Raw genomic sequence first — 18,489 nt, 5'->3', positions numbered from 1 at the left:
GGTCGGTGCGCGTCACCCCCCGGCGTACGCCTGCTCCAGCGCGGCGATGTCGAGCTTGCGCATCGACATCATGGCCTTGTTGGCCCGCGCCACCCTGGCGGGGTCGGGGTCGCGGAACATCTCCTCGAGCCGGCGCGGGACGACCTGCCAGGACACGCCGAACCGGTCCTTGAGCCAGCCGCAGGGCCCGTCCTCGCCGCCGCCCTCGGTGAGCCTGGTCCAGTAGTGGTCGACCTCGTCCTGGTCCTCGCAGGTGATCTGGAAGGAGATCGCCTCGTTGAACCGGAACTGCGGGCCGCCGTTGAGGCCCACGAACTTCTGGCCGTTGGCGGTGAACTCGACGGTGAGCACCGAGCCGGCGGGCTGCGGTGCTCCCTCGGGGTAGCGGGTGACGGCGCCGATACGGGAGTTCTTGAAGACGGAGACGTAGAAGTGGGCGGCGTCCTCGGCGTCGCCGTCGAACCACAGGCACGTGGTGAATCCGTCGGTGCTCATGACTGCCTCCTCGGAGCGGAACAGGGTCACCACTGTCGACCGGCACGCACCGCGGAACTCATCGCTCTGCCGGTGGCGAATCTGCCCCGGGCAGAGAAAGCCCCGGTCCGGGTCTCGGCGGGCCGAGAGTGGAGGAACCGCGGCGCTGCAGGCCGCGCATCCCGCACCACCCCGCCACGACTGGCCACGACTCGACAAGGAGCGCCGATGTCTCCATTCACCGCCGGCCCGGCCCAGGCCCGACCGCCCAGGGCCGAGGAGGGCGACACCCCCGCGACCCGGTTCGACGACCGGCTCGCCGAGCAGCTGCTCGACCAGCGGATCGTGCTGCTCGGCACGCAGGTCGACGAGGTCTCCGCGAACCGCGTCTGCGCGCAACTGCTGATCCTGTCCGCACAGGACCCGCGCACCGACATCAGCCTGTACGTCAACAGTCCCGGCGGCTCCGTGCACGCGGGGCTCGCCATCTACGACACCATGCGGCTGATCCCCAACGACGTCTCGACGCTCGCCATGGGCTTCGCCGCCAGCATGGGGCAGTTCCTGCTGAGCGTCGGCACGGCGGGCAAGCGCTACGCGCTGCCGAACGCGCGGATCATGATGCACCAGCCTTCGGCGGGCATCGGCGGCACCACCGCCGACATCGAGATCCAGGCGGACAACCTGGACTTCACCAAGCGGACCATCGAGCGGATCACCGCCGAGCACACCGGTCAGAGCCCCGAGACCATCTCCCGGGACGGCGACCGCGACCGCTGGTTCACGGCCGAGGAGGCCAGGGAGTACGGAATGGTGGACCAGGTCGTGCAGTCCCTCGCGGACGTGCGCCCGGCCGCCACCAGGCGACGGATGGGACTGTGACATGGGGAGCTACACGATTCCGAACGTCGTCGAGCGGACCCCGCAGGGCGAACGGTCCTACGACGTGTTCAGCCGGCTGCTGTCGGAGCGGATCATCTTCCTGGGGACCGACATCGACGACGGCGTGGCCAACGTCGTGATCGCACAGCTCCTGCACCTGGAGTCGTCGGCCCCGGAGAGCGAGATCGCGATCTACATCAACTCTCCGGGCGGCTCGTTCACGTCGCTGATGGCGATCTACGACACGATGACCTTCGTGCAGGCGCCGATCTCGACGTTCTGTGTCGGGCAGGCGGCGTCCACGGCGGCCGTGCTGCTGGCGGGCGGGGACCCCGGGCGGCGGTTCGTGCTGGAGCACGCTCGGGTCCTGCTGGGGCAGCCGGCCAGCGGCGGCCGGCAGGGCACGGTGTCCGACCTGGCGCTCCAGGCCAAGGAGATGGTGCGCATCCGCTCCCAGGTGGAGGAGGTGCTGGCCCGCCACACGCACCACGACGTCGGGACACTGCGCGCGGACATGGACCGCGACAAGGTGTTCACCGCCCAGGAGGCGGTGGCCTACGGGCTGGCCGACGAGGTGCTCGCGCGGCGCCTGGCGAGGGTCTGAGCTGCCGGGCCGGCGTCCCCGCGGTGCGGGGGCGCCGGCCCGTGCGCGTCCTCAGGCGGCCAGGCACATCCCGTCGAACCGCGCGCCGGACGTCCCCCGGCCCGCTCCCGCGCCGGTGTGCCGGGAGGTGAGCCGGATCAGCTCGCCCTGCGCGCGGGCCAGCAGGTCGCCCAGGCCCAGTCCGAGGGCGCCCGCGGCGGCGGCCAGTACTTCGGAGGACGCCTCCTTGCGGCCGCGCTCCACCTCCGAGAGGTAGGGCATGGAGATCCGGGCGGCCTCGGCGACCTCCTTCAGCGTGCGCTCCTGCTCGAGGCGTTCACGCCGCAGGACGTCTCCGACCAGGTCGCGCCACAGGGGCTCTCGCACGGTGGGCGGCCTTCGCTCCTCAGGAGCCGGTGAGGCGGCGGGCCGCGTTCCCGGGCGGGCGGCCTGCGGGCGCAGCGGAATGACGCGGGCTTCGTTCGGCACGTGGCTGGTCACCTCCTCAGCCTAGGGTTCCGACCGCGTCCCGGAAGGGTGCGGCGTTCCGCCCTCAGGAGAATCCGCCGGCGCTCCCCCGAGCGGCCCGGATGCCGCGGACCGTCGGCGGGACTAGGCTGGGCAGAAATGGGGGGCATGCGCCGTCGCGACCCGGGTACCCGCAAGCGCGAAAAGCCTAGGGAGAACCGTGACTTTCGTGGGAGAGGCAATGCAGACCGCCGTGGTCCGTCCGCAAGCGCAGGTTGTCGGGAAGACCGCCGGGAGCGAAACGGGTGCGGGATCTCCGCGGGACGTCATGGACCCCCGCAGCGTGGCACCGCGCGACGCGCGCCAGCTGTCCCGTCAGTTCTTCCGGCGTCTGACGGAACTCGAAGAGGGCACGGCCGAGTACCAGTTCGCGCGCAACACGCTGATCGAGATGAACATGTCGCTCGTGCGGTTCGCCGCGGGCCGCTTCCGCGGTCGCGGGGACGACATGGAGGACATCGTCCAGACCGGCATGATCGGCCTGATCAAGGCCATCGACCGCTTCGAGCTGGCGCGCGAGGTCGAGTTCACGTCCTTCGCGCTGCCCTACATCGTCGGCGAGATCAAGCGCTTCTTCCGGGACACCACCTGGGCGGTGCACGTCCCGCGCCGGCTCCAGGAGCTGCGTGTGGAGCTGGCCAGGGCCCGCGAGGAGCTCTCCACCCGCCTGGACCGCGAGCCCACGGTCGCCGAACTCGCCACGCTGATGAACATCGGCGAGGACCAGGTGATCGAGGGCCAGATCGCGTCCAACGGCTACAACTCCTCCTCGCTGGACGCCGCGCTGACCGGTGACGGACCCGAGCACGGCGAGTCGGTGCTGGCCGACTTCATCGGTGTGGAGGAGGACGGGCTGCGGCTCGTCGAGGACTTCCACTCGCTGGCCCCGCTGATGGCCGAGCTGAGCGAGCGCGACCGGCAGATCATCCATCTGCGGTTCGTGGAGGAGGCCACCCAGGCGGAGATCGGCGAACGGCTCGGCTGCTCGCAGATGCACGTCTCCCGGCTGATCAAGCGGATCATCACCCGGCTGCGCGAGGGCATGCTGGGCGAGCTCGGCTGCGCCTGAGCCCAGGCCCCGCGGTGGCGACGGTGTCCTTCACCCTTCGGTGAGGGGCACCACCGCGCGTACCCGCTTGCCGACCGGGACGAGTTCGACGACGACCGTCTCCACCAGGGCGTGCACGATCTCCAGGCCGTGGCCGCCGACGCGCTCGGGGTCCCTGGCGAAGCGCTCCGGCACGGCGCCGCTGCTGTCGTAGACGGTCACCGCGACCGAGCTGCCCGTGCCCTCCAGCTCCAGGATGTACGGCCCCCTGCTGTGCCGGTCCGCGTTGGTGACCAGCTCGCTCACCACGAGGAGCACCGCACCGTCGGCGCGGGGGCCGATCGTGGCGCACCACTCGGTCCTCAGCTGGTCGAGGAAGAGCGAGGCGAAGGAACGCGCCTGCGCTATGCATCCCGGCTCACCGGAGTAGTGTGCCGCCCGCCTCAGCGGTTCAACGGGTACGTCGAAACCAGTCGGTATCACTGCCCCGTCCAGGTACTCGGTCATGCGTTTCTCTCTCGGAAGCCGGACTGGCCGGACGCTGCTGCACCTGTCCTCGTACCCCGAGCCGCGCGTCGCAGTCCACGTCTCTTCGCAGTGCGGGCATCGTCACAGTGGTCCGGGGAACCCGTGGGGGCGAGAAGGTGTGCGATCGGGACGGGGGAAGGGTGTGCGATGGACGAACTGATGGCCGCGCGAAGCCTCACCACCCGGCCGGTGGTCACCCTCGGCGGCGATGCCGTCGCCCATGTGAAGGACACCGTATGCGACGCCGACGCGGAGCGGATCACCGGTTTCACCCTGACGGGACGGGGCCTGCTGTCCGGCCCGCTCAAGGAGGGCCTGCCGTGGTCGGCCGTGTACGCGCTGGGCCATGACGCGGTGATGATCCGGGACCGGCGTGGCCTGGTGAACGCGGCGGCGATGACGGCGCACCAGCAGAACCTCCGGGCCCGGTTGCGGGGGGCGAGGGTGCTGACCGAGGCGGGGGCGGAGATCGGCACGGTGCTCGACGTCGTGGTGGAGGGCGGCACCGGCGGCCGGGTGGTCGGCTTCCGGGTGGCGGCGAGCCGGCGGTTCGTGCCGGGCCCCACCCGGCACCGGCGCCGGGTGTACGTGCCGCGCGGCCGGACGCTCACCGTCACCGGCCGGGCCCTGGTGCTTCCCGACGGCGTGGTCCGGCACGTCGCGGACGACCTGCCCGGCTTCACCGCCCTGGTCGGCGGTGTGCCCGGGCCGTGGCAGGGGTCGCTGCCGTGATGCTGTTCACGGAGGTGTGCGGGCTGCCGGTGGTACCGCAGGAGGGCACCGCGCCGCTCGGCGCCGTGACGTCCCTGGACGTCGACGTCGTCTCCGGCTCCGTCAGCCATGTCCGGTGGCGCGGCGGCCGGTTCCGGCGGGAGTCGGTGCTGCCCTGGGACGCCGTGCACAGCGTCGGACCTGGCGCGGTGCGGGTACGGTCCGCGACCGCCGAACCGGTGCCACCCCACCACGACCTGCTGGGCCGCCGGATCCTCACCGAGACGGGAACCGAGCGGGGCACGGTGCTGGACGTCGCGTTCGACACCCTGAGCGCCCGCCTCCTCGCGCTCTTCACCACCCGCGGCGAGCTGCCGCCCGACCGTCTGCTGGGCCTCGGCGACTATGCCCTGGTCGTGCGGGTGGTCTGAACGCCGGCCGGTCCGTGGCCGGAGCCGGACCCGCCGTCCGACGCGTACGGACCTGTCGGCGGGCGTGCCCGGCGGGGGCTGCTTAGCGTGGCAGCGTGAGTCCGCAAACCCCCGCAGTACCACCCGTACCTCCCGGGCCTCCCGGCTCCCCCGGACCTCCGGGGCCTCCCGGATCTCCTGGCCGGGCGGTCGCCCGGCACGGCTGGGCGCAGGCCCTGGGTACGGTACTGGCCGGGCTGGTCGCCATGGGGGGCGTGGCGGCGCTCGGGCTGTGGGCGGCCGGTGCCGCGGACCTGCCCGACCGCGCCTTTCCCCGGGTGGTCGTGGCGACCGTCGTCACGTCCGTGGGCGGTGCGGTGGAGATGTCCGGCGACGCGGGTGAGCTGGCGACCACCGACGCGGGTCTGACCGTGATGCCGCTGTCCGTCACCCTGACCGGTGCCCTGGTGATCGCCCGGGGCTTCCTGCGGCCGCTGCGCCACCGGGCCGTCGCGGGCGCGCGGGAACTGGCCGGATGGGCGGGGCGGATCGCGGTCCTGTGGCTGCTCGCCCTCCTCGGGGCGGGGTTCGCGGCGCGGCAGACGTTCGAGGTCTCCCTCGGTGAGGGGCTGCTGAGTGACCTCGGCGACCTGTTCGGCGTGCGTCCGACGGTCGGTTTCACCACGGACGTGCCGCTGACCGTCCTCTTCGGGCTGCTGTGGCTGGCGGGGGTACTCGTCCTCGCCCTGCTGGTCTCGCACCGGGCGCCGCTGCCCGGGCGGCTGCTGCGGCTGCGGACCTCGGTGCGGCCCGCCGCGTATGCGATGGTCGCGCTGCTGCTGGCGTACGTGGTGATCGGGGCCGTCGTCGCGCTGGTCGTCGCCGCGACGCGGGACCGTCCGGCGGACACCTTCGCCGTGCTGCTGCTCGGGCTGCCGAACCTGGCCTGGCCCGCGCTGACGATCGGGCTCGGGGCCACCTGGAACGGGCGGGTGGAGGGGCCGTTCGGGCTCCCGATGCCGCAGGTGCTCGACGAGGTGCTGCGCACGCCGGACGTCTCGACCGTGAACGTGGGCACGCTCGCCGAGCACGACGGGCGGATGTGGTGGCTCCTGGTCGCCGCGGCGGTCCTGGTCCTGTCGGCCGGTTTCCTCATGGCGTCCCGCTGCCCGGCCCGGCTGCCCGCCTGGCTGCACGCCGTGCGCCTGGCCGTCGCCCTGGCGCTCACCGTCCTCATGATCGGCCTGGTCGGCCGGGTCTCCGCCCACTACGGGCTGTCGGTGCTCGGCATCGGCGACCTGGGCGGCGGGCTGGCCGGGCAGGTGTTCCTGCGGCCGCGTCTGTGGGGTGCGGTGGGTCTCGCGCTGCTGTGGGGGCTGGTCGCCGGGTTCCTGGGCGCGTTGCTCGCACGGTGGCTGGGCGGGCGGTCCCGCCGGGTCCGGCTCTGACGGGTGCCGGTCCGGGGGGCGAGGTTCAGGCGACGGGGACGACCAGGGGCGGCGCGGCCCGCTGCATCCGCAGCGCGTCCACGGACTCGGCCATCAGTTCGTACTCGGTGGTCTCGTCACTGGTCGCGAGGCGTACCAGATTCCCCGCGGCCAACTCGTCGGCGACCAGCTCCTGCTGTACGTCGTCGGCGCACCAGGCGCGCAGCCTGAGCGGCACGTCGGGCGCGTCGTCGGCGACGGGAGTCAGGGCGCCGCGCGGTAAGTGGGGGGTGTCGGGCTGCGGGTCCAGCCGCTCGGCGATCCACATCGCCCGGTCGCGCAGCCACCACAGGGCGAGCGCGAGGGTGGGAGCCCGGTAGGTGCCCAGGGGGACGCCGATGCGCCGACCGTCACAGACACCGTAGGCGGTGACATGGCACAGGAACTCGTCGTGCACTGCGACCCTCCCCCGTCACTCAGCCCGTCTGCCGGTCCGGCATGACGTCCGTGCGGCTCGTGTGCTGTGCGTGAGGGCGCTGTCGCATGGTGTGAAAGGCCCTAGTGGTGAGTATGTTCACTACTGAACCACTGTCACCATGAATTTCCGGCCAGTCTCCTGGCATATTCGCGGCGCCGGTTGGCCGAAATGCCGCGCCGCCGCCACGCCGGGTGCCATGACCCCGCGGGTAATCGACGGTGCCGGCGGGCGCGGGCAGGGTGGTCGTACCGGGTCACCGAGACCGGGACCCGGTCCCTGACCAGCACACCCACCTCATTGGAGGCTGATCGCCATGTCCGCACCCACCCGCCGTTACGAGGACGCCGTCGCCCGCTACCTCGAGGCCTGGAACGCGAGCCCGGACGCGGTGGCCAAGGCGGTCGCCGCGGCCTGGACGGAGGACGGCGGCTACACCGACCCCCTGGCCGACGTGCGCGGCCACGAGCAGATCGCCGCCGTGATCGGGGCGGCGCACGAGCAGTTCCCCGGCTTCTCCTTCCGGCTGTCGGGCGCCGTCGACGGGCACCACGACACGGCGCGCTTCTCCTGGGAGCTGGTGAGCGACGCCGAGGAAGGCCGGGCGCCGGTGGCCGGGTTCGACGTGATCACCCTGGACGGCGAGGACCGCATCCGCTCGGTCTTCGGCTTCCTGGACCGGGTGCCCGCCGGGGCGTGAGCACCGGGGACGCACACACACGACGGCGGTTCCGCAGGCGCCGTACGCCTCCGGAACCGCCGTGCACGTCCCGCCCGGTCGCCGCCTAGCCCTGGACGATCTTGTCGATGCGGGCCAGTTCGTCGGCGTCGAAGTCCAGGTTTCCGATGGCCGCGACGCTGTCCTCCAGCTGCCGCGGGCTGCTCGCGCCGACCAGCGCCGAGGTCACCCTGCCCTGCCGCAGCACCCAGGCCAGCGCCGTCTGGGCCAGCGACTGGCCGCGGGACCCGGCGATCTCGTTCAGGGCGCGCAGCTTGCCGACGAGTTCCTCGGTGACCGCGTCGGAGTTCAGGAAGGGGCTGTCGCTCGCGGCCCGCGAGTCCTCCGGGATGCCGTTCAGGTAGCGGCCGGTCAGCAGGCCCTGCTCCAGCGGGGAGTAGGCGATGGAGCCGACTTCCAGCTCGTCGAGGGCGTCCAGCAGGCCGCTGGTCTCGGGGCGCCGGTCGAGCATGGAGTAGCGCGGCTGGTGGATCAGCAGCGGGGTGCCCAGCTCCGCCAGGATGCGGGCGGCCTCGCGGGTCTGCTCCGGCGAGTAGTTGGAGACGCCGACGTAGAGCGCCTTGCCCTGCTGCACCGCCGTGTGCAGGGCGCCCATCGTCTCCTCCAGCGGAGTGTCCGGGTCGGGGCGGTGCGAGTAGAAGATGTCGACGTACTCCAGGCCCATCCGGGACAGGCTCTGGTCCAGGGACGACAGCAAGGACTTGCGCGAGCCCCACTCGCCGTACGGTCCGGGCCACATCAGGTAGCCGGCCTTGGTGGAGATCACCAGCTCGTCGCGGTACGGCGCGAAGTCGGCCTTGAGGGCCTCGCCGAGCGCGGACTCGGCCGAGCCGGGCGGCGGCCCGTAGTTGTTGGCGAGGTCGAAGTGGGTGACGCCGAGGTCGAAGGCGCGGCGCAGGATGGCGCGCTGGGTCTCGACGGGGCGGTCCGGGCCGAAGTTGTGCCACAGGCCGAGCGAGAGCGCGGGGAGCTTCAGGCCGCTGCGTCCGGTGCGCCGGTAGGGCATCTCCGCGTAGCGGTCGGGGTGTGCGGTGTACAACGCGACTCCAGAGGGGTTGGCCCCCGAGGTACGGGGCTTGGGTGGAACCGTCCTCCACTCTCGCGTGACCTGCGTGCAGTGGTCCAACAGAAGAATCCGATGGGATTGCGCGGTTAGGCTTCTGAGTCATGGAACTGCGTCATCTCCAGCATTTCGTGGCGGTCGCCGAGGACCAGCACTTCACCCGCGCGGCGGAACGGCTGCTGGTGTCCCAGTCCGGGCTGTCGGCGTCGATCCGGGCGCTGGAGCGGGAGCTGCGGGCACCGCTGTTCGTGCGCACCACCCGCCGGGTGACGCTGACGGAGGCCGGGCGGGCGCTGCTGGAGGAGGCGCGGCGGATCCTCGCCCAGGTGCGCTCGGCGCACGAGGCGGTCGCCGCGGTGCAGGGCGTGCTGCGCGGGACGCTGTCACTGGGCGCCGAGCAGTGCATCGCCGGGGTGCCGGTGGCCCGGCTGCTGGCCGCGTTCCGGCGCAGCCACCCGGACGTGGAGATCCGGCTGCGGCAGGCGGGCTCCGGGGAGCTGGCCGAGGAGGTCGCGGCGGGGCGGCTCGACCTGGCCTTCGCCTACCGCACCGAGGCGGACACGGACCAGCTGCGCTCGGTCTCGCTGGCGGGCGAGCCGATGACGGTGCTGTGCCACCCGGACCACCGGCTGGCGGCGGACGGCGCGGTGCTCACCCCGCACGACCTGGCCGACGAGGTGTTCGTCGACTTCCACCCGGACTGGGGTCCACGCCGCGTCACCGACGCCGTCTTCGCCGCGGCGGGCGTGCGGCGGACCGTGCCGCTGGAGGTGAACGACGTGCACGGGCTGCTCGACCTGATCGACGAGAACCTCGGCATCGCGGTGGTGCCGCGGCACTTCCGCCACAAGCGGGCCGCCCTCACCTCACTGCCGCTCAAGGACGCCGACGGCACGGAGTACGAGACCATCGCGCTGCTCCCGTCCGCGCAGGCGACCAGCCCGGCGGCGCGGGCGCTGATGGGGTTGCTGGAGACGGGAAGCGCGTGAACGGGGGGCGCGTGAGGGCGGACTGCGCGATGGTGGACGTATGCATGCGAAGGACATCCTCATCGAGGGCTACGGCCGTATCCAGGAAGAAGTCCACGCCGCCGTCGAGGGCCTGGACCCCGACGGCCTGAACGCCCGCCCCGCCGCCGACGCCAACTCCGTCGCCTGGCTGGTCTGGCATCTCACCCGCGTCCAGGACGACCACGTCGCCGACGCCTTCGGGCTCGACCAGGTGTGGCTCTCCGGGGAGTGGGAGAAACGCTTCGGCCTCGGGCTGCCCCGCCACGACACCGGGTACGGCCACAGCACCGCCGAGGTCGCGAAGGTGCGGGTCGACTCGGGCGAGCTGCTGACCGGCTACTACGACGCGGTGCACGAGCAGACGCTCACGGCCCTGCGCTCCCTGACCGCGAAGGACCTGGAGCGGGTCGTCGACGACAACTGGGACCCGCCGGTCACACTCGCCGTGCGGCTGGTCAGCGTCCTGTCCGACGATCTCCAGCACGTCGGACAGGCCGCCTATGTGCGCGGGCTCGTTCAGAGCGCGGACGCGTAGCCCGGCAGGACCACGTCCCGGATGAGGGCGTTGCGCTCGTCCAAGGGGAGGAAGGCGCTCTTGAGGGCGTTCACGGTGACCGTGCGCAGGTCCTCGACGCCCCAGCCCGCCTGCTCCACCAGCAGGGACATCTCGCGCGTCATCGTCGTGCCGGAGACGAGGCGGTTGTCGGTGTTGAGGGTGACGCGGAAGCCGAGGTCCTTCAGCGCGGTGATCGGGTGCTCGGCGATGGAGGTGGCGGCACCGGTCTGGAGGTTGGAGGTCGGGCACATCTCCAGGGCGATGCGGCGGTCGCGCACCCAGGCGGCGAGCCGGCCGAGCTTTCCGGCCGCGAGGTCGGGGATGTCGTCGGTGAGGCGCACGCCGTGGCCGATGCGCTGGGCGCCGCACACCTGGAGGGCCTGGTGGATGCTGGGCAGCCCGTGCGCCTCCCCGGCGTGGATGGTGAAGGGCACGTTCTCGCGGCGCAGGTGCGCGAAGGCGTCGAGGTGGTCGGCGGGCGGGAAGCCGTCCTCGGCGCCGGCGATGTCGAAGCCGACGACCCCGGCGTCCCGGAAGGCGACGGCGAGGTCGGCGGCCTCGCGGACCCGGTCGAACATCCGCATGCCGCAGAGCAGGGTGCCGACCCGGACGGGCGTCCCGGCGGCGGCGGCCTTGGCCATGCCGGCGTGGAGACCCTCCTGGACGGTCTCCACGACCTCCCGCATCGACAGCCCGCCCCTGGTGTTCAGCTCGGGTGCGTAGCGGACCTCGCCGTAGACGACACCGTCGGCGGCGAGGTCGAGGACGTACTCCTCGGCGGTGCGCAGCAGCCCCTCCCGGTTCTGCATCACGGCGAGGGTGTGCTCGAAGGTGGCGATGTAGCGCACCAGGTCGCCGGAGTTGGCGGCCTCGTAGTACCAGGCGGCCAGCTCGTCGGGGTCGGTGGTGGGCAGGGTGTGGCCGACGCTCTCGGCCAGCTCGACGACGGTCGCCGGGCGCAGACCGCCGTCGAGGTGGTCGTGCAGAACCGCCTTGGGAAGGCGGCGGAGAGTCTCGGTGTCTATGCGCGTAGATGACATGTGCGGTGGTTCCTCGGCGATTCTGGGGGGGGGGACGATCAGGGAGCTGCGGGCTGGAGCAGGTCCCAGCGGTTGCCGTACAGGTCCTGGAAGACGGCGACCGAGCCGTAGGGCTCGTGCCGGGGCTCCTCCAGGAAGGTCACGCCGGCCGCGGTCATGCGGGCGTGGTCGCGGGCGAAGTCGTCGGTGTACAGGAAGAACCCGACGCGCCCGCCCGTCTGGTCGCCGACCCGGGCCCGCTGCGCCTCGCCCTTGGCGCGGGCCAGCAGCAGGGCGGCGCCCCGGCCCGGGTCACCGGGCTCGACGACGACCCAGCGGGAGCCGTCGGGGCGTGGCGTGTCCTCGGCGAGGCGGAAGCCTAGGGCCTCGGTGTAGAAGCGGATCGCCTCGTCGTAGTCGTCGACGACGAGGGCGACCAGGGCGATGCGTGTCATCGGCACCTTCCGGGACGGGCGATTGACGGGAGAGGTTATACGTAAAACTCCCTGGACGCCAAGTCCCCGCCCCCGGGATCGGGGACCGTGCGGCGGACGTCAGCCCGTGCGCACTGCGTCGAGCCGCGCCAGGTCCGCGTCGGTGAGGCGCAGGGCGCCCGCGGCGACGTTCTCGACGAGGTGGCCCGGGTCGCCGGTGCCGGGGACGGCCAGCACGTGCGGGCCCTGGTGCAGGGTCCAGGCGATCCTGACCTGCGCGGGGCTCGCCCCGTGCGCCCGGGCCACCGCACGCACCTCCTCCTCGTGGGCGGTGCCGGCACCCCGCGGCCCGGCCTCGCCCGCGATGGCGTAGAACGGCACGAAGGCGATGCCCTGGGCGCGGCACTGGGCGAGGAGCGCGTCGGTGGCGGGGTCGTGGAAGCCGAGTCCGTACCGGTTCTGGACGCTCACCACCGGGGCGATGGCCTGCGCCTCGGCGAGGTGCCGGGGCTCCACGCCGGAGAGGCCGAGGTGGCGGATCAGTCCCGCCTCGCGCAGTTCGGCCAGGGCGCCGAAGTGCTCGGCGACCGAGTCCTGGCGCATGCGGCGCAGGTAGACGACGTCGAGGTGGTCGCGGCCGAGCTGGCGCAGGTTCTCCTCGACATGGGCGCGCAGGTCCTCGGGGCGGGCGGAGGTGCCCCACTCCCCCGACCAGTCGCGGTACGGGCCGACCTTGGTGGCGACGACCAGGTCGTCGGCGTAGGGCGCGAGCGCGCTGTTGATCAGTTCGTTGGCGGAGCGCAGGGAGGAGAAGTAGAAGGCGGCGGTGTCGATGTGGTTGACGCCGAGTTCGACGGCCCGGCGCAGTACGGCGAGGGAGCGTTCGCGGTCGCTCGGGGTGCCGAGGTGGAAGGCGGCACTGCCCGTCAGCCGCATCGCGCCGAAGCCGACAGGCGGACGGGCAGGTCGCCGAGGTGCCAGGTGCCGGAGGACTCCGCGGTGATCGTTTCCGAGGTCATCGGCGGAGTTTCGCACACCCGTCGCGGGTCAGCAGTAGAGGTTGCCGCCCGGGGAGACGCCGAGGATCTGACTGAACTGCTGGTACTTGGTGACGCGGCTCTGGACCTGGGCGGGGTTCTTGCCGTCGCACTCGACGGCGCCGTTGATGGAGCGGATGGTCTGGCCGAAGCCGGCGCCGTTGACCATGGCGTTGTGCCCGGTCATGCTGCCGGGCCCGGACTGGGTGTTCCAGTACCACAGGGCGGTCTTCCAGGCGACGGCCGAGTCGTTCTGCACCAGCCAGGGGTTGCCCAGCAGGTCGATGCCGAGCGCGTCGCCCGCGGCCTTGTAGTTGTAGTTCCAGCTGAGCTGCATCGGGCCGCGCCCGTAGTAGGCGGCGTTTCCTGCCGGACAGCCGTAGGGCCGGCTTGTGTCGCAGTAGTGGGGGTAGTTGGCGGTGTTCTGCTCGACGATGTGCACCAGGCCGCCGGTCTCGTGGCCGACGTTGGCGAGGAAGGCCGCGGCCTCCTGCTTCTTGGTGGTGTCGCTGCCGGTGTTGGCGAAGCCGGGGTAGGCGCTGAGCGCGGCGGTGAGGCCGCTGTAGGTGTAGAAGGAGTTCCGGCCCGGGAACATCTGGTTGAACTGGGCCTCGCTGACCACGAAGTTGCCGACCGGCGTCTGCGAACCGCCGTCACAGGCGTACGGGTTCCAGTACCAGGTGCTGATGAGCGGGTCGTAGCCCGGATTGGCGTGCTCGGCGACGTAGGCCTTGCCGTCGGTGTAGCGGACGATGTCGCCGGTGTTGTAGTTCGCGTCGGCCGACCAGGCGGGATAGCTCGAACACGAGGCGGCGGAGGCCTCGTTGGCGGGCATGAGCAACGGCACTGCGCCGGCGAGGGCGAGCGCGGTCAGCACGGCGGATATACGGCGCCTCGACACAGGTCTGTCTCCTTCTGCGGAGCACGGCCGCTCCCGTACAGGGGCAGGGTGGGGCGCGGAACCTGTGCGCACGTGCCGGTCGGACCGGCCACGGCGTGGGGGCGGCCGTGGAGGGGGGTGTGGAGGCACACTCAACCGCTTTGGTCTGTACCAGTCAAGGGTGTAGACCAGTTCAACTTGCCGCGGCCAGCGCGGGGGAGGCCGGCCGGGGGGCGGCCGGACGTCCGGCCAGGGCGGCCGAGAACTGGTCGACCACCTGGGCGAGGGCCTCCGCGGCGCCCGGGGCTACGGTGACCGTGCCGTCCTCGTGCGTCGTGATGTCGCGGTCCAGGGTGAACCAGCCCTGCACGACGTGCGCCGCGCCCATGGAGTTCAGCACCGGGCGCAGCGCGTAGTCGATCGCCAGGACATGGGCGGTGGATCCCCCGGTGGCGAGCGGCAGCACCGTCTTGCCGGTGAGCCCGTACTGCGGGAGGAGGTCGAGCAGGGCCTTCAGAACGCCGGAGTACGACGCCTTGTAGACGGGCGTGCCGACGACGACGCCGTCGGCACGGGCGAACAGTTCGGCGGCCTCGGTGATCGCGGGGTGCCCGAGGTCCGCGCCGAGCAGCGCCTGTGCGGGGAGGGCGCGGACGTCGAGCGGGATCACCTCGTGTCCCTGGGCGGTCAGCCGGTCGTCGAGGTGGCGCAGCAGCCGGTTGGTGCGCGAGGAGGCGGAGGGACTGCCGGAGACGGACAGGACGGTGGCCATCGGGTCTCTTTTCGGGAAGGCGGACGCGGCGGGACGCCCGGCAACGGGTGGGCGTCGCGGCCGGGTCGGGACGGCGGGGAGCGTCACGTTCGGGCGAGTGGAGGGTCACGCGCAGGGCGGCACCGGCCGATGCGGCGGCGTGCGGACGATGCGACGGATCGGCGGATCGGCGGATCGGCGGATCGGCGGATCGGCGGATCGGCGGATCGGCGGGATCAGACCGCGGTGCGACAGGAGGCGCTGGAGACGCGCGCGAGGTCGACGTGGCGTCGCCGCGTGAGATCCGGTCGCATTGTCATGCCTTGGATCGTGGCAGCCGCCGCCGAGAACGGTCAAGGAGGACCGGCCCGGTCTCACCACCCGGCCCCGGATTTCACATGGGCGTGACACTGCGGACCGGCAGCTCCCGGCCCACCTGCGACGCGCGCACCATCGGGAGATCCCTGCCCTGGCACCACTACACATAAGGGAGAAATAAGAGCAGAATGCACTTATGCGGCGCTACCGCACACCGCATCCGAAGCGGTCGGCCCTGCAAGTCAAAGGAGACGACTCATGGCCAACGTCTCGCACCCCCGAGGTGACATCACCAGCCACCCGGACGCCCCGGAAATGCAGGCGCGCTACGCGCGCGTGCTCGGTGGTCGCGACGTGGCACTCGTGGACGGCCCGGTGTTCCTGCTCGGCCTCTACTGTGCCGTGTCCCCGTGGATACTCCACTTCACCACCAGCCAGCCCTCACTGGTGGCCCACAATCTGATCGTGGGCATCGCGATCGGTCTGCTGGCCCTCGGGTTCACCCGCGCCCCGGAGCGCATGTACGGCCTCAGCTGGGCCATGTGCGCGATCGGAGTCTGGATGATCATTTCGCCCTGGATCGTGGGCTCGAGTCCGGACGCCGGTGTCATCTGGAACAACATCGTCATCGGCGCCCTGGCCCTGCTCCTGGGCATGGTCTGCGCCGGTACGGCGGCGCGGAGCGCCCCACGCAGGCCCTAGACGCACCGGAAGGAAACGGCACGGGCCGGTCCCGCACCCGCGGGCCGGCCCGTCGCCCGTGCCATCGCCGCCGGCCCGACGGACTGCACCCGCGCGCAGCGGGCAGACGCATCACTGCGGGGGTCTGCGGGGGTCTCGGGAAGAGGGGTGGAGATGGAGATCGACGGCATTGTCAGCGCCATCGTCATCGGCGTCGTCATCGGTGTGCTGGGCCGGCTGGTCGTCCCCGGCCGGCAGCGCATCGGCGTCCTGTGGACGATCCTGGTCGGCATCGTGGCCGCGCTCGTCGGTTCGTGGGTCGCCTCGGCGTTCGACGTGGCCGACACGGACGGCGTCGACTGGGTCGAGTGGCTCATCCAGATCGGCCTGGCCGCGGTCGGCGTGGCCGCACTGGACCGGTCCCGGTCACGACCGGGCCGTTGAGGGCCCGACCGTCACCGGCTGCGGAGCCATGCCTCGTACCAGGTGACGGTCGCGTCCACGGCGTCCGCCAGCGGCGTCGGAGCCGCCCCGAAGAACCGCTCGAAGGCACCGGAGTCCATGATCTGCGGCTCCGTGTGCTGGTAGAACATCTCCTCGTACTCGGCCATCAGCAGTTCGTCGAAGGGGCCGTAGGGGCGGGGCCGTTCCAGTACCACGACGTTCAGCGGGCGGCCCACGCGCTTCTCGATCAGTGCGTGGATCTCGCGCGTGCTGACGGCGGGCGCGGTCGGCAGGTGCCAGACGCGACCGTCCCCGTCGGGACGCTCGCCGAGGGTGGCGAGAGCGGCCGCCACGTCCTCGATGGCGGTGTAGCTGTGCGGCAGATCGATGTTCCCCATGGCCACGACGTCCCCGCCGGTGAGGGCGCCGGGGAAGACGGCCGCGCCCAGGGACGAGTTGAGCACGCCGGGCCCGAAGAAGTCGGCGCTGCGGCCGAGGACCACGCGGGCCCGGCCGGACCGGTGGGCGGCGAGGTACCGCTCGTCCAGCTCGGCACGCATCCGTCCCTTGCGACTGGTGGCCTTCCAGGGGCTGTCCTCGGTCATCACCGCTCCCCCGGTCTCGCCGTACGGGTACAGCGTGTCGAGCACCACCAGCCGGGCGCCGCTCGCCTCGACTGCGGCCAGGACGGCCTCCTGAACCCGGGGCATCACCTCGACCTGGAGGTGGTAGGCGACGTTGACGCAGTGGTACACGACGGCCGCGTCGCGTATGGCGGTGCGGGCTCCGTCGGCCGTGCTCACGTCGGCGGGGATCCGCTCGACTCCTTCGATGGCGGGACCGGCGGCCCTGCGGTCCACCAGGCGGACCGGGTGACCCCTGCGCACCAGCTCACGAGCGAGCGCGGTGCCGGCGGGACCGGATCCCAGGACGACGTGCGGGGCGGGCTGCTGCGGGGTGGCGGCGGACATGGCGCTCCTCTTGCCTCGAATCGCTATGGTCACTTGCTTCTGTTAGAGACTCTAACGCCAGCGATGATGGATAGCAAGATGGTCGGGTCGGGGGCACATAGGCTGGCCGGGAAGGATCACGTCACGAGGAGGGTGGTGCGCCATGGTCGTGAAGGACGCCGAACTGCCACACCTGCGCCGTTGTGTGGAGCTGGCGGCCGAGGCGCTGGAGGCCGGCGACGAGCCGTTCGGGTCGGTGCTGGTGGGCGGCGACGGTACGGTGCTGGCCGAGGACCACAACCGGGTGGCCTCCGGCGACCGGACCCGTCACCCGGAGTTCGAGCTCGCCCGCTGGTCCGCCGCCCGCCTGACTCCCGGGGAACGGGCCGCGGCCACGGTGTACACGTCCGGCGAGCACTGCCCGATGTGCGCGGCCGCACACGCGTGGGTGGGCCTGGGACGCATCGTGTACGTCGCCTCGTCGGAGCAACTGGTGGGCTGGCTGGAGGAGTTGGGCGTACCGGCCGCGCCGGTGCGGCCGCTCCCGGTGCGGGAGGTGGCGCCCGGCGTGACCGTGGAGGGCCCGGTGCCGCAACTCACCCGGGAGATCCACGCCCTGCACCGGCGCTTCCACGCGGGACGCACCTGAGCCGGGGCACCCGCCCTGACGGCGGATGCCCCGGTCGGCGCGGTCAGTGCCCGGAGCCCGGCCGGAAGCGCCGGTAGAGGACGGTGCCGCCCAGCACGAGCGCGGCGCCGCCCGCGAGGGTGGGCAGGGTGCGGTCCGTCCCGGTGTGGGCGAGGGACACCTCTTCCCGGGGCGGGTCGGCGTGCGGGGCCGGTCCGGGCCCGGCGCGCTCCTCCTCGGGGGCGGACGGCTCCGGCTCCGCCGGGGGCCGTACGGGCTCCGGGTGGTCACCGGAGCCGTTCGTCGACTCGTTGCCGACGGCCGGGTTGCCGATGCCGACCACGTTGACGCTGTTGCCGCTGACGTTCACCGGGAGGTGCACGGGCAGCTGTACCCCGTTGCCGGAGAGCACGCCGGGCGAATCCTTTCCGCTTCCCTCGGCGGACGCGCCGCCCGACGCAGCCTCCGACGCACCCCCGGACGGGCTGTCGGACGTGTCGCCCGAAGCTTCCGACCCGTGGTGCGACACGTCCGTCTCCCCGGTGTTGGCGCAGCCGTTGCCCGCGGCCGGGTTGAGGAGCCCCACCACGTTCACGGTGTTGCCGCACACGGCGACCGGCACGTCCACCGGGAGCTGGACGGTGTTGCCGGAGATCAGCCCGGGGGAACCGGCCGCTGATCCCTCGGCGCCCGCCCCGTCGGACGCGAACGCCGCGTACGCCGGCATCGTCACGGCCAGCGCGCCTGAGGCGGCGACGGCGAGCACACCGTTTCGGGTAACCCTTCTCATGAGGCTCCCTGCCTTCCAGACATGGTCGCGGGCAGTCGCCCGCACCGTCTAAAACGCGGGCGCACCATCCGAGTTATGGCTTATCGGTCTTTCACCCCATCGAGTGGGCGGTTCATCGAACAA

24 protein-coding genes and 1 pseudogene are annotated in these 18,489 nt (G+C 72.1%); 12 read left to right on the top strand and 13 right to left on the bottom strand.

Annotation, left to right across the window (positions count from 1 at the left end; all coding sequences use genetic code 11):
- Positions 1–12: 12 nt before the first annotated feature.
- Entirely contained in the window at positions 13–495 is a 483-nt protein-coding gene (locus tag ACZ7MF_RS12175) for a VOC family protein (protein ID WP_471476215.1), read from the bottom strand.
- 207 nt (positions 496–702) lie between these two features.
- On the opposite strand from ACZ7MF_RS12175, the gene ACZ7MF_RS12170 reads away from it, so the two are divergent.
- The gene (locus ACZ7MF_RS12170) at positions 703–1,356 is read left to right on the top strand and encodes an ATP-dependent Clp protease proteolytic subunit (protein WP_356864607.1); all 654 of its coding nucleotides are present in this window, start codon (positions 703–705) and stop codon (positions 1,354–1,356) included.
- Between the two features lies 1 nt (position 1,357).
- Entirely contained in the window at positions 1,358–1,960 is a 603-nt protein-coding gene (locus ACZ7MF_RS12165) for a ClpP family protease (RefSeq protein ID WP_356864608.1), read from the top strand.
- Positions 1,961–2,011: 51 nt separating this feature from the next.
- On the opposite strand, the gene ACZ7MF_RS12160 is transcribed toward ACZ7MF_RS12165, so the two are convergent.
- Positions 2,012–2,440: a helix-turn-helix domain-containing protein gene (locus ACZ7MF_RS12160; RefSeq protein WP_471476212.1), complete on the bottom strand. Its 429-nt coding sequence runs from the start codon at positions 2,438–2,440 to the stop codon at positions 2,012–2,014.
- A gap of 208 nt (positions 2,441–2,648) precedes the next feature.
- Between ACZ7MF_RS12160 and ACZ7MF_RS12155 the strand changes: the two genes are divergently transcribed.
- Positions 2,649–3,536 carry an RNA polymerase sigma factor SigF gene (locus ACZ7MF_RS12155; RefSeq protein ID WP_471476209.1) on the top strand — a complete coding sequence of 296 codons (888 nt, stop codon included), beginning with the start codon at positions 2,649–2,651 and terminating at the stop codon, positions 3,534–3,536.
- Between the two features lie 30 nt (positions 3,537–3,566).
- Here the strand turns inward: ACZ7MF_RS12155 and ACZ7MF_RS12150 are convergent, their stop codons facing one another.
- Positions 3,567–4,022, bottom strand: coding sequence for an ATP-binding protein (locus ACZ7MF_RS12150; RefSeq protein ID WP_356864610.1), 456 nt, complete (start codon positions 4,020–4,022; stop codon positions 3,567–3,569).
- Between the two features lie 168 nt (positions 4,023–4,190).
- On the opposite strand from ACZ7MF_RS12150, the gene ACZ7MF_RS12145 reads away from it, so the two are divergent.
- The 3 genes from ACZ7MF_RS12145 to ACZ7MF_RS12135 all read left to right on the top strand — a co-directional run bounded on the left by ACZ7MF_RS12145 (position 4,191) and on the right by ACZ7MF_RS12135 (position 6,612).
- Positions 4,191–4,775, top strand: coding sequence for a PRC-barrel domain-containing protein (locus tag ACZ7MF_RS12145; protein WP_471476205.1), 585 nt, complete (start codon positions 4,191–4,193; stop codon positions 4,773–4,775).
- On the top strand, positions 4,772–5,185 hold the full coding sequence (locus tag ACZ7MF_RS12140; RefSeq protein WP_471476202.1) for a hypothetical protein: 414 nt from the start codon (positions 4,772–4,774) through the stop codon (positions 5,183–5,185). The genes ACZ7MF_RS12145 and ACZ7MF_RS12140 overlap by 4 nt, the downstream gene beginning before the upstream one ends.
- A gap of 245 nt (positions 5,186–5,430) precedes the next feature.
- On the top strand, positions 5,431–6,612 hold the full coding sequence (locus ACZ7MF_RS12135; protein WP_471476199.1) for a streptophobe family protein: 1,182 nt from the start codon (positions 5,431–5,433) through the stop codon (positions 6,610–6,612).
- A gap of 25 nt (positions 6,613–6,637) precedes the next feature.
- Here ACZ7MF_RS12135 and ACZ7MF_RS12130 read toward each other — a convergent pair whose 3' ends face one another.
- Positions 6,638–7,048 (bottom strand): hypothetical protein, encoded by a 411-nt coding sequence (locus tag ACZ7MF_RS12130; protein ID WP_003971870.1) that lies wholly within the window; start codon positions 7,046–7,048, stop codon positions 6,638–6,640.
- Positions 7,049–7,382: 334 nt separating this feature from the next.
- On the opposite strand from ACZ7MF_RS12130, the gene ACZ7MF_RS12125 reads away from it, so the two are divergent.
- On the top strand, positions 7,383–7,766 hold the full coding sequence (locus tag ACZ7MF_RS12125) for a nuclear transport factor 2 family protein (protein WP_471476193.1): 384 nt from the start codon (positions 7,383–7,385) through the stop codon (positions 7,764–7,766).
- An 85-nt stretch (positions 7,767–7,851) separates the two neighbouring features.
- Here ACZ7MF_RS12125 and mgrA read toward each other — a convergent pair whose 3' ends face one another.
- A complete protein-coding gene (gene mgrA, locus ACZ7MF_RS12120; protein WP_471476190.1) occupies positions 7,852–8,844 on the bottom strand; it encodes an L-glyceraldehyde 3-phosphate reductase in 993 nt (330 codons plus the stop codon).
- 128 nt (positions 8,845–8,972) lie between these two features.
- Here mgrA and ACZ7MF_RS12115 point away from each other — a divergent pair, with 128 nt between their 5' ends.
- The gene (locus ACZ7MF_RS12115) at positions 8,973–9,857 is read left to right on the top strand and encodes a LysR family transcriptional regulator (protein WP_471476188.1); all 885 of its coding nucleotides are present in this window, start codon (positions 8,973–8,975) and stop codon (positions 9,855–9,857) included.
- Between the two features lie 40 nt (positions 9,858–9,897).
- A complete protein-coding gene (locus ACZ7MF_RS12110) occupies positions 9,898–10,413 on the top strand; it encodes a mycothiol transferase (RefSeq protein WP_471476186.1) in 516 nt (171 codons plus the stop codon).
- On the opposite strand, the gene ACZ7MF_RS12105 is transcribed toward ACZ7MF_RS12110, so the two are convergent.
- The 6 genes and pseudogenes from ACZ7MF_RS12105 to ACZ7MF_RS12080 form a co-directional block, all read right to left on the bottom strand.
- A complete protein-coding gene (locus ACZ7MF_RS12105; protein ID WP_471476184.1) occupies positions 10,395–11,474 on the bottom strand; it encodes an adenosine deaminase in 1,080 nt (359 codons plus the stop codon). The two genes, ACZ7MF_RS12110 and ACZ7MF_RS12105, sit on opposite strands and share 19 nt — an antisense overlap.
- A gap of 38 nt (positions 11,475–11,512) precedes the next feature.
- Positions 11,513–11,908 (bottom strand): VOC family protein, encoded by a 396-nt coding sequence (locus ACZ7MF_RS12100; RefSeq protein ID WP_471476183.1) that lies wholly within the window; start codon positions 11,906–11,908, stop codon positions 11,513–11,515.
- Positions 11,909–12,007: 99 nt separating this feature from the next.
- Positions 12,008–12,906: pseudogene (locus tag ACZ7MF_RS12095) on the bottom strand (aldo/keto reductase).
- Between the two features lie 28 nt (positions 12,907–12,934).
- Positions 12,935–13,825, bottom strand: a complete 891-nt coding sequence (locus tag ACZ7MF_RS12090; RefSeq protein ID WP_471476182.1) for a glycoside hydrolase family 19 protein — start codon at positions 13,823–13,825, stop codon at positions 12,935–12,937.
- Between the two features lie 172 nt (positions 13,826–13,997).
- Positions 13,998–14,576, bottom strand: coding sequence for an NADPH-dependent FMN reductase (ssuE, locus tag ACZ7MF_RS12085; RefSeq protein WP_471476180.1), 579 nt, complete (start codon positions 14,574–14,576; stop codon positions 13,998–14,000).
- A gap of 215 nt (positions 14,577–14,791) precedes the next feature.
- Positions 14,792–14,869: a putative leader peptide gene (locus tag ACZ7MF_RS12080; protein ID WP_471477223.1), complete on the bottom strand. Its 78-nt coding sequence runs from the start codon at positions 14,867–14,869 to the stop codon at positions 14,792–14,794.
- 262 nt (positions 14,870–15,131) lie between these two features.
- Between ACZ7MF_RS12080 and ACZ7MF_RS12075 the strand changes: the two genes are divergently transcribed.
- The gene (locus ACZ7MF_RS12075) at positions 15,132–15,575 is read left to right on the top strand and encodes an SPW repeat protein (RefSeq protein ID WP_385363186.1); all 444 of its coding nucleotides are present in this window, start codon (positions 15,132–15,134) and stop codon (positions 15,573–15,575) included.
- 153 nt (positions 15,576–15,728) lie between these two features.
- A complete protein-coding gene (locus ACZ7MF_RS12070; RefSeq protein WP_471476178.1) occupies positions 15,729–15,998 on the top strand; it encodes a GlsB/YeaQ/YmgE family stress response membrane protein in 270 nt (89 codons plus the stop codon).
- A gap of 11 nt (positions 15,999–16,009) precedes the next feature.
- Here the strand turns inward: ACZ7MF_RS12070 and ACZ7MF_RS12065 are convergent, their stop codons facing one another.
- Entirely contained in the window at positions 16,010–16,969 is a 960-nt protein-coding gene (locus tag ACZ7MF_RS12065) for an SDR family oxidoreductase (RefSeq protein ID WP_471476176.1), read from the bottom strand.
- Positions 16,970–17,111: 142 nt separating this feature from the next.
- Here ACZ7MF_RS12065 and ACZ7MF_RS12060 point away from each other — a divergent pair, with 142 nt between their 5' ends.
- On the top strand, positions 17,112–17,597 hold the full coding sequence (locus ACZ7MF_RS12060) for a nucleoside deaminase (RefSeq protein ID WP_471476175.1): 486 nt from the start codon (positions 17,112–17,114) through the stop codon (positions 17,595–17,597).
- Positions 17,598–17,640: 43 nt separating this feature from the next.
- Here the strand turns inward: ACZ7MF_RS12060 and chpB are convergent, their stop codons facing one another.
- Positions 17,641–18,366 (bottom strand): LAXTG-anchored chaplin ChpB, encoded by a 726-nt coding sequence (chpB, locus tag ACZ7MF_RS12055; protein WP_471476173.1) that lies wholly within the window; start codon positions 18,364–18,366, stop codon positions 17,641–17,643.
- Positions 18,367–18,489: the final 123 nt, after the last annotated feature.

The organism is Streptomyces sp. NPDC111628, assembly GCF_055635195.1.
This window is presented reverse-complemented; position numbering and strand designations above follow the sequence as displayed.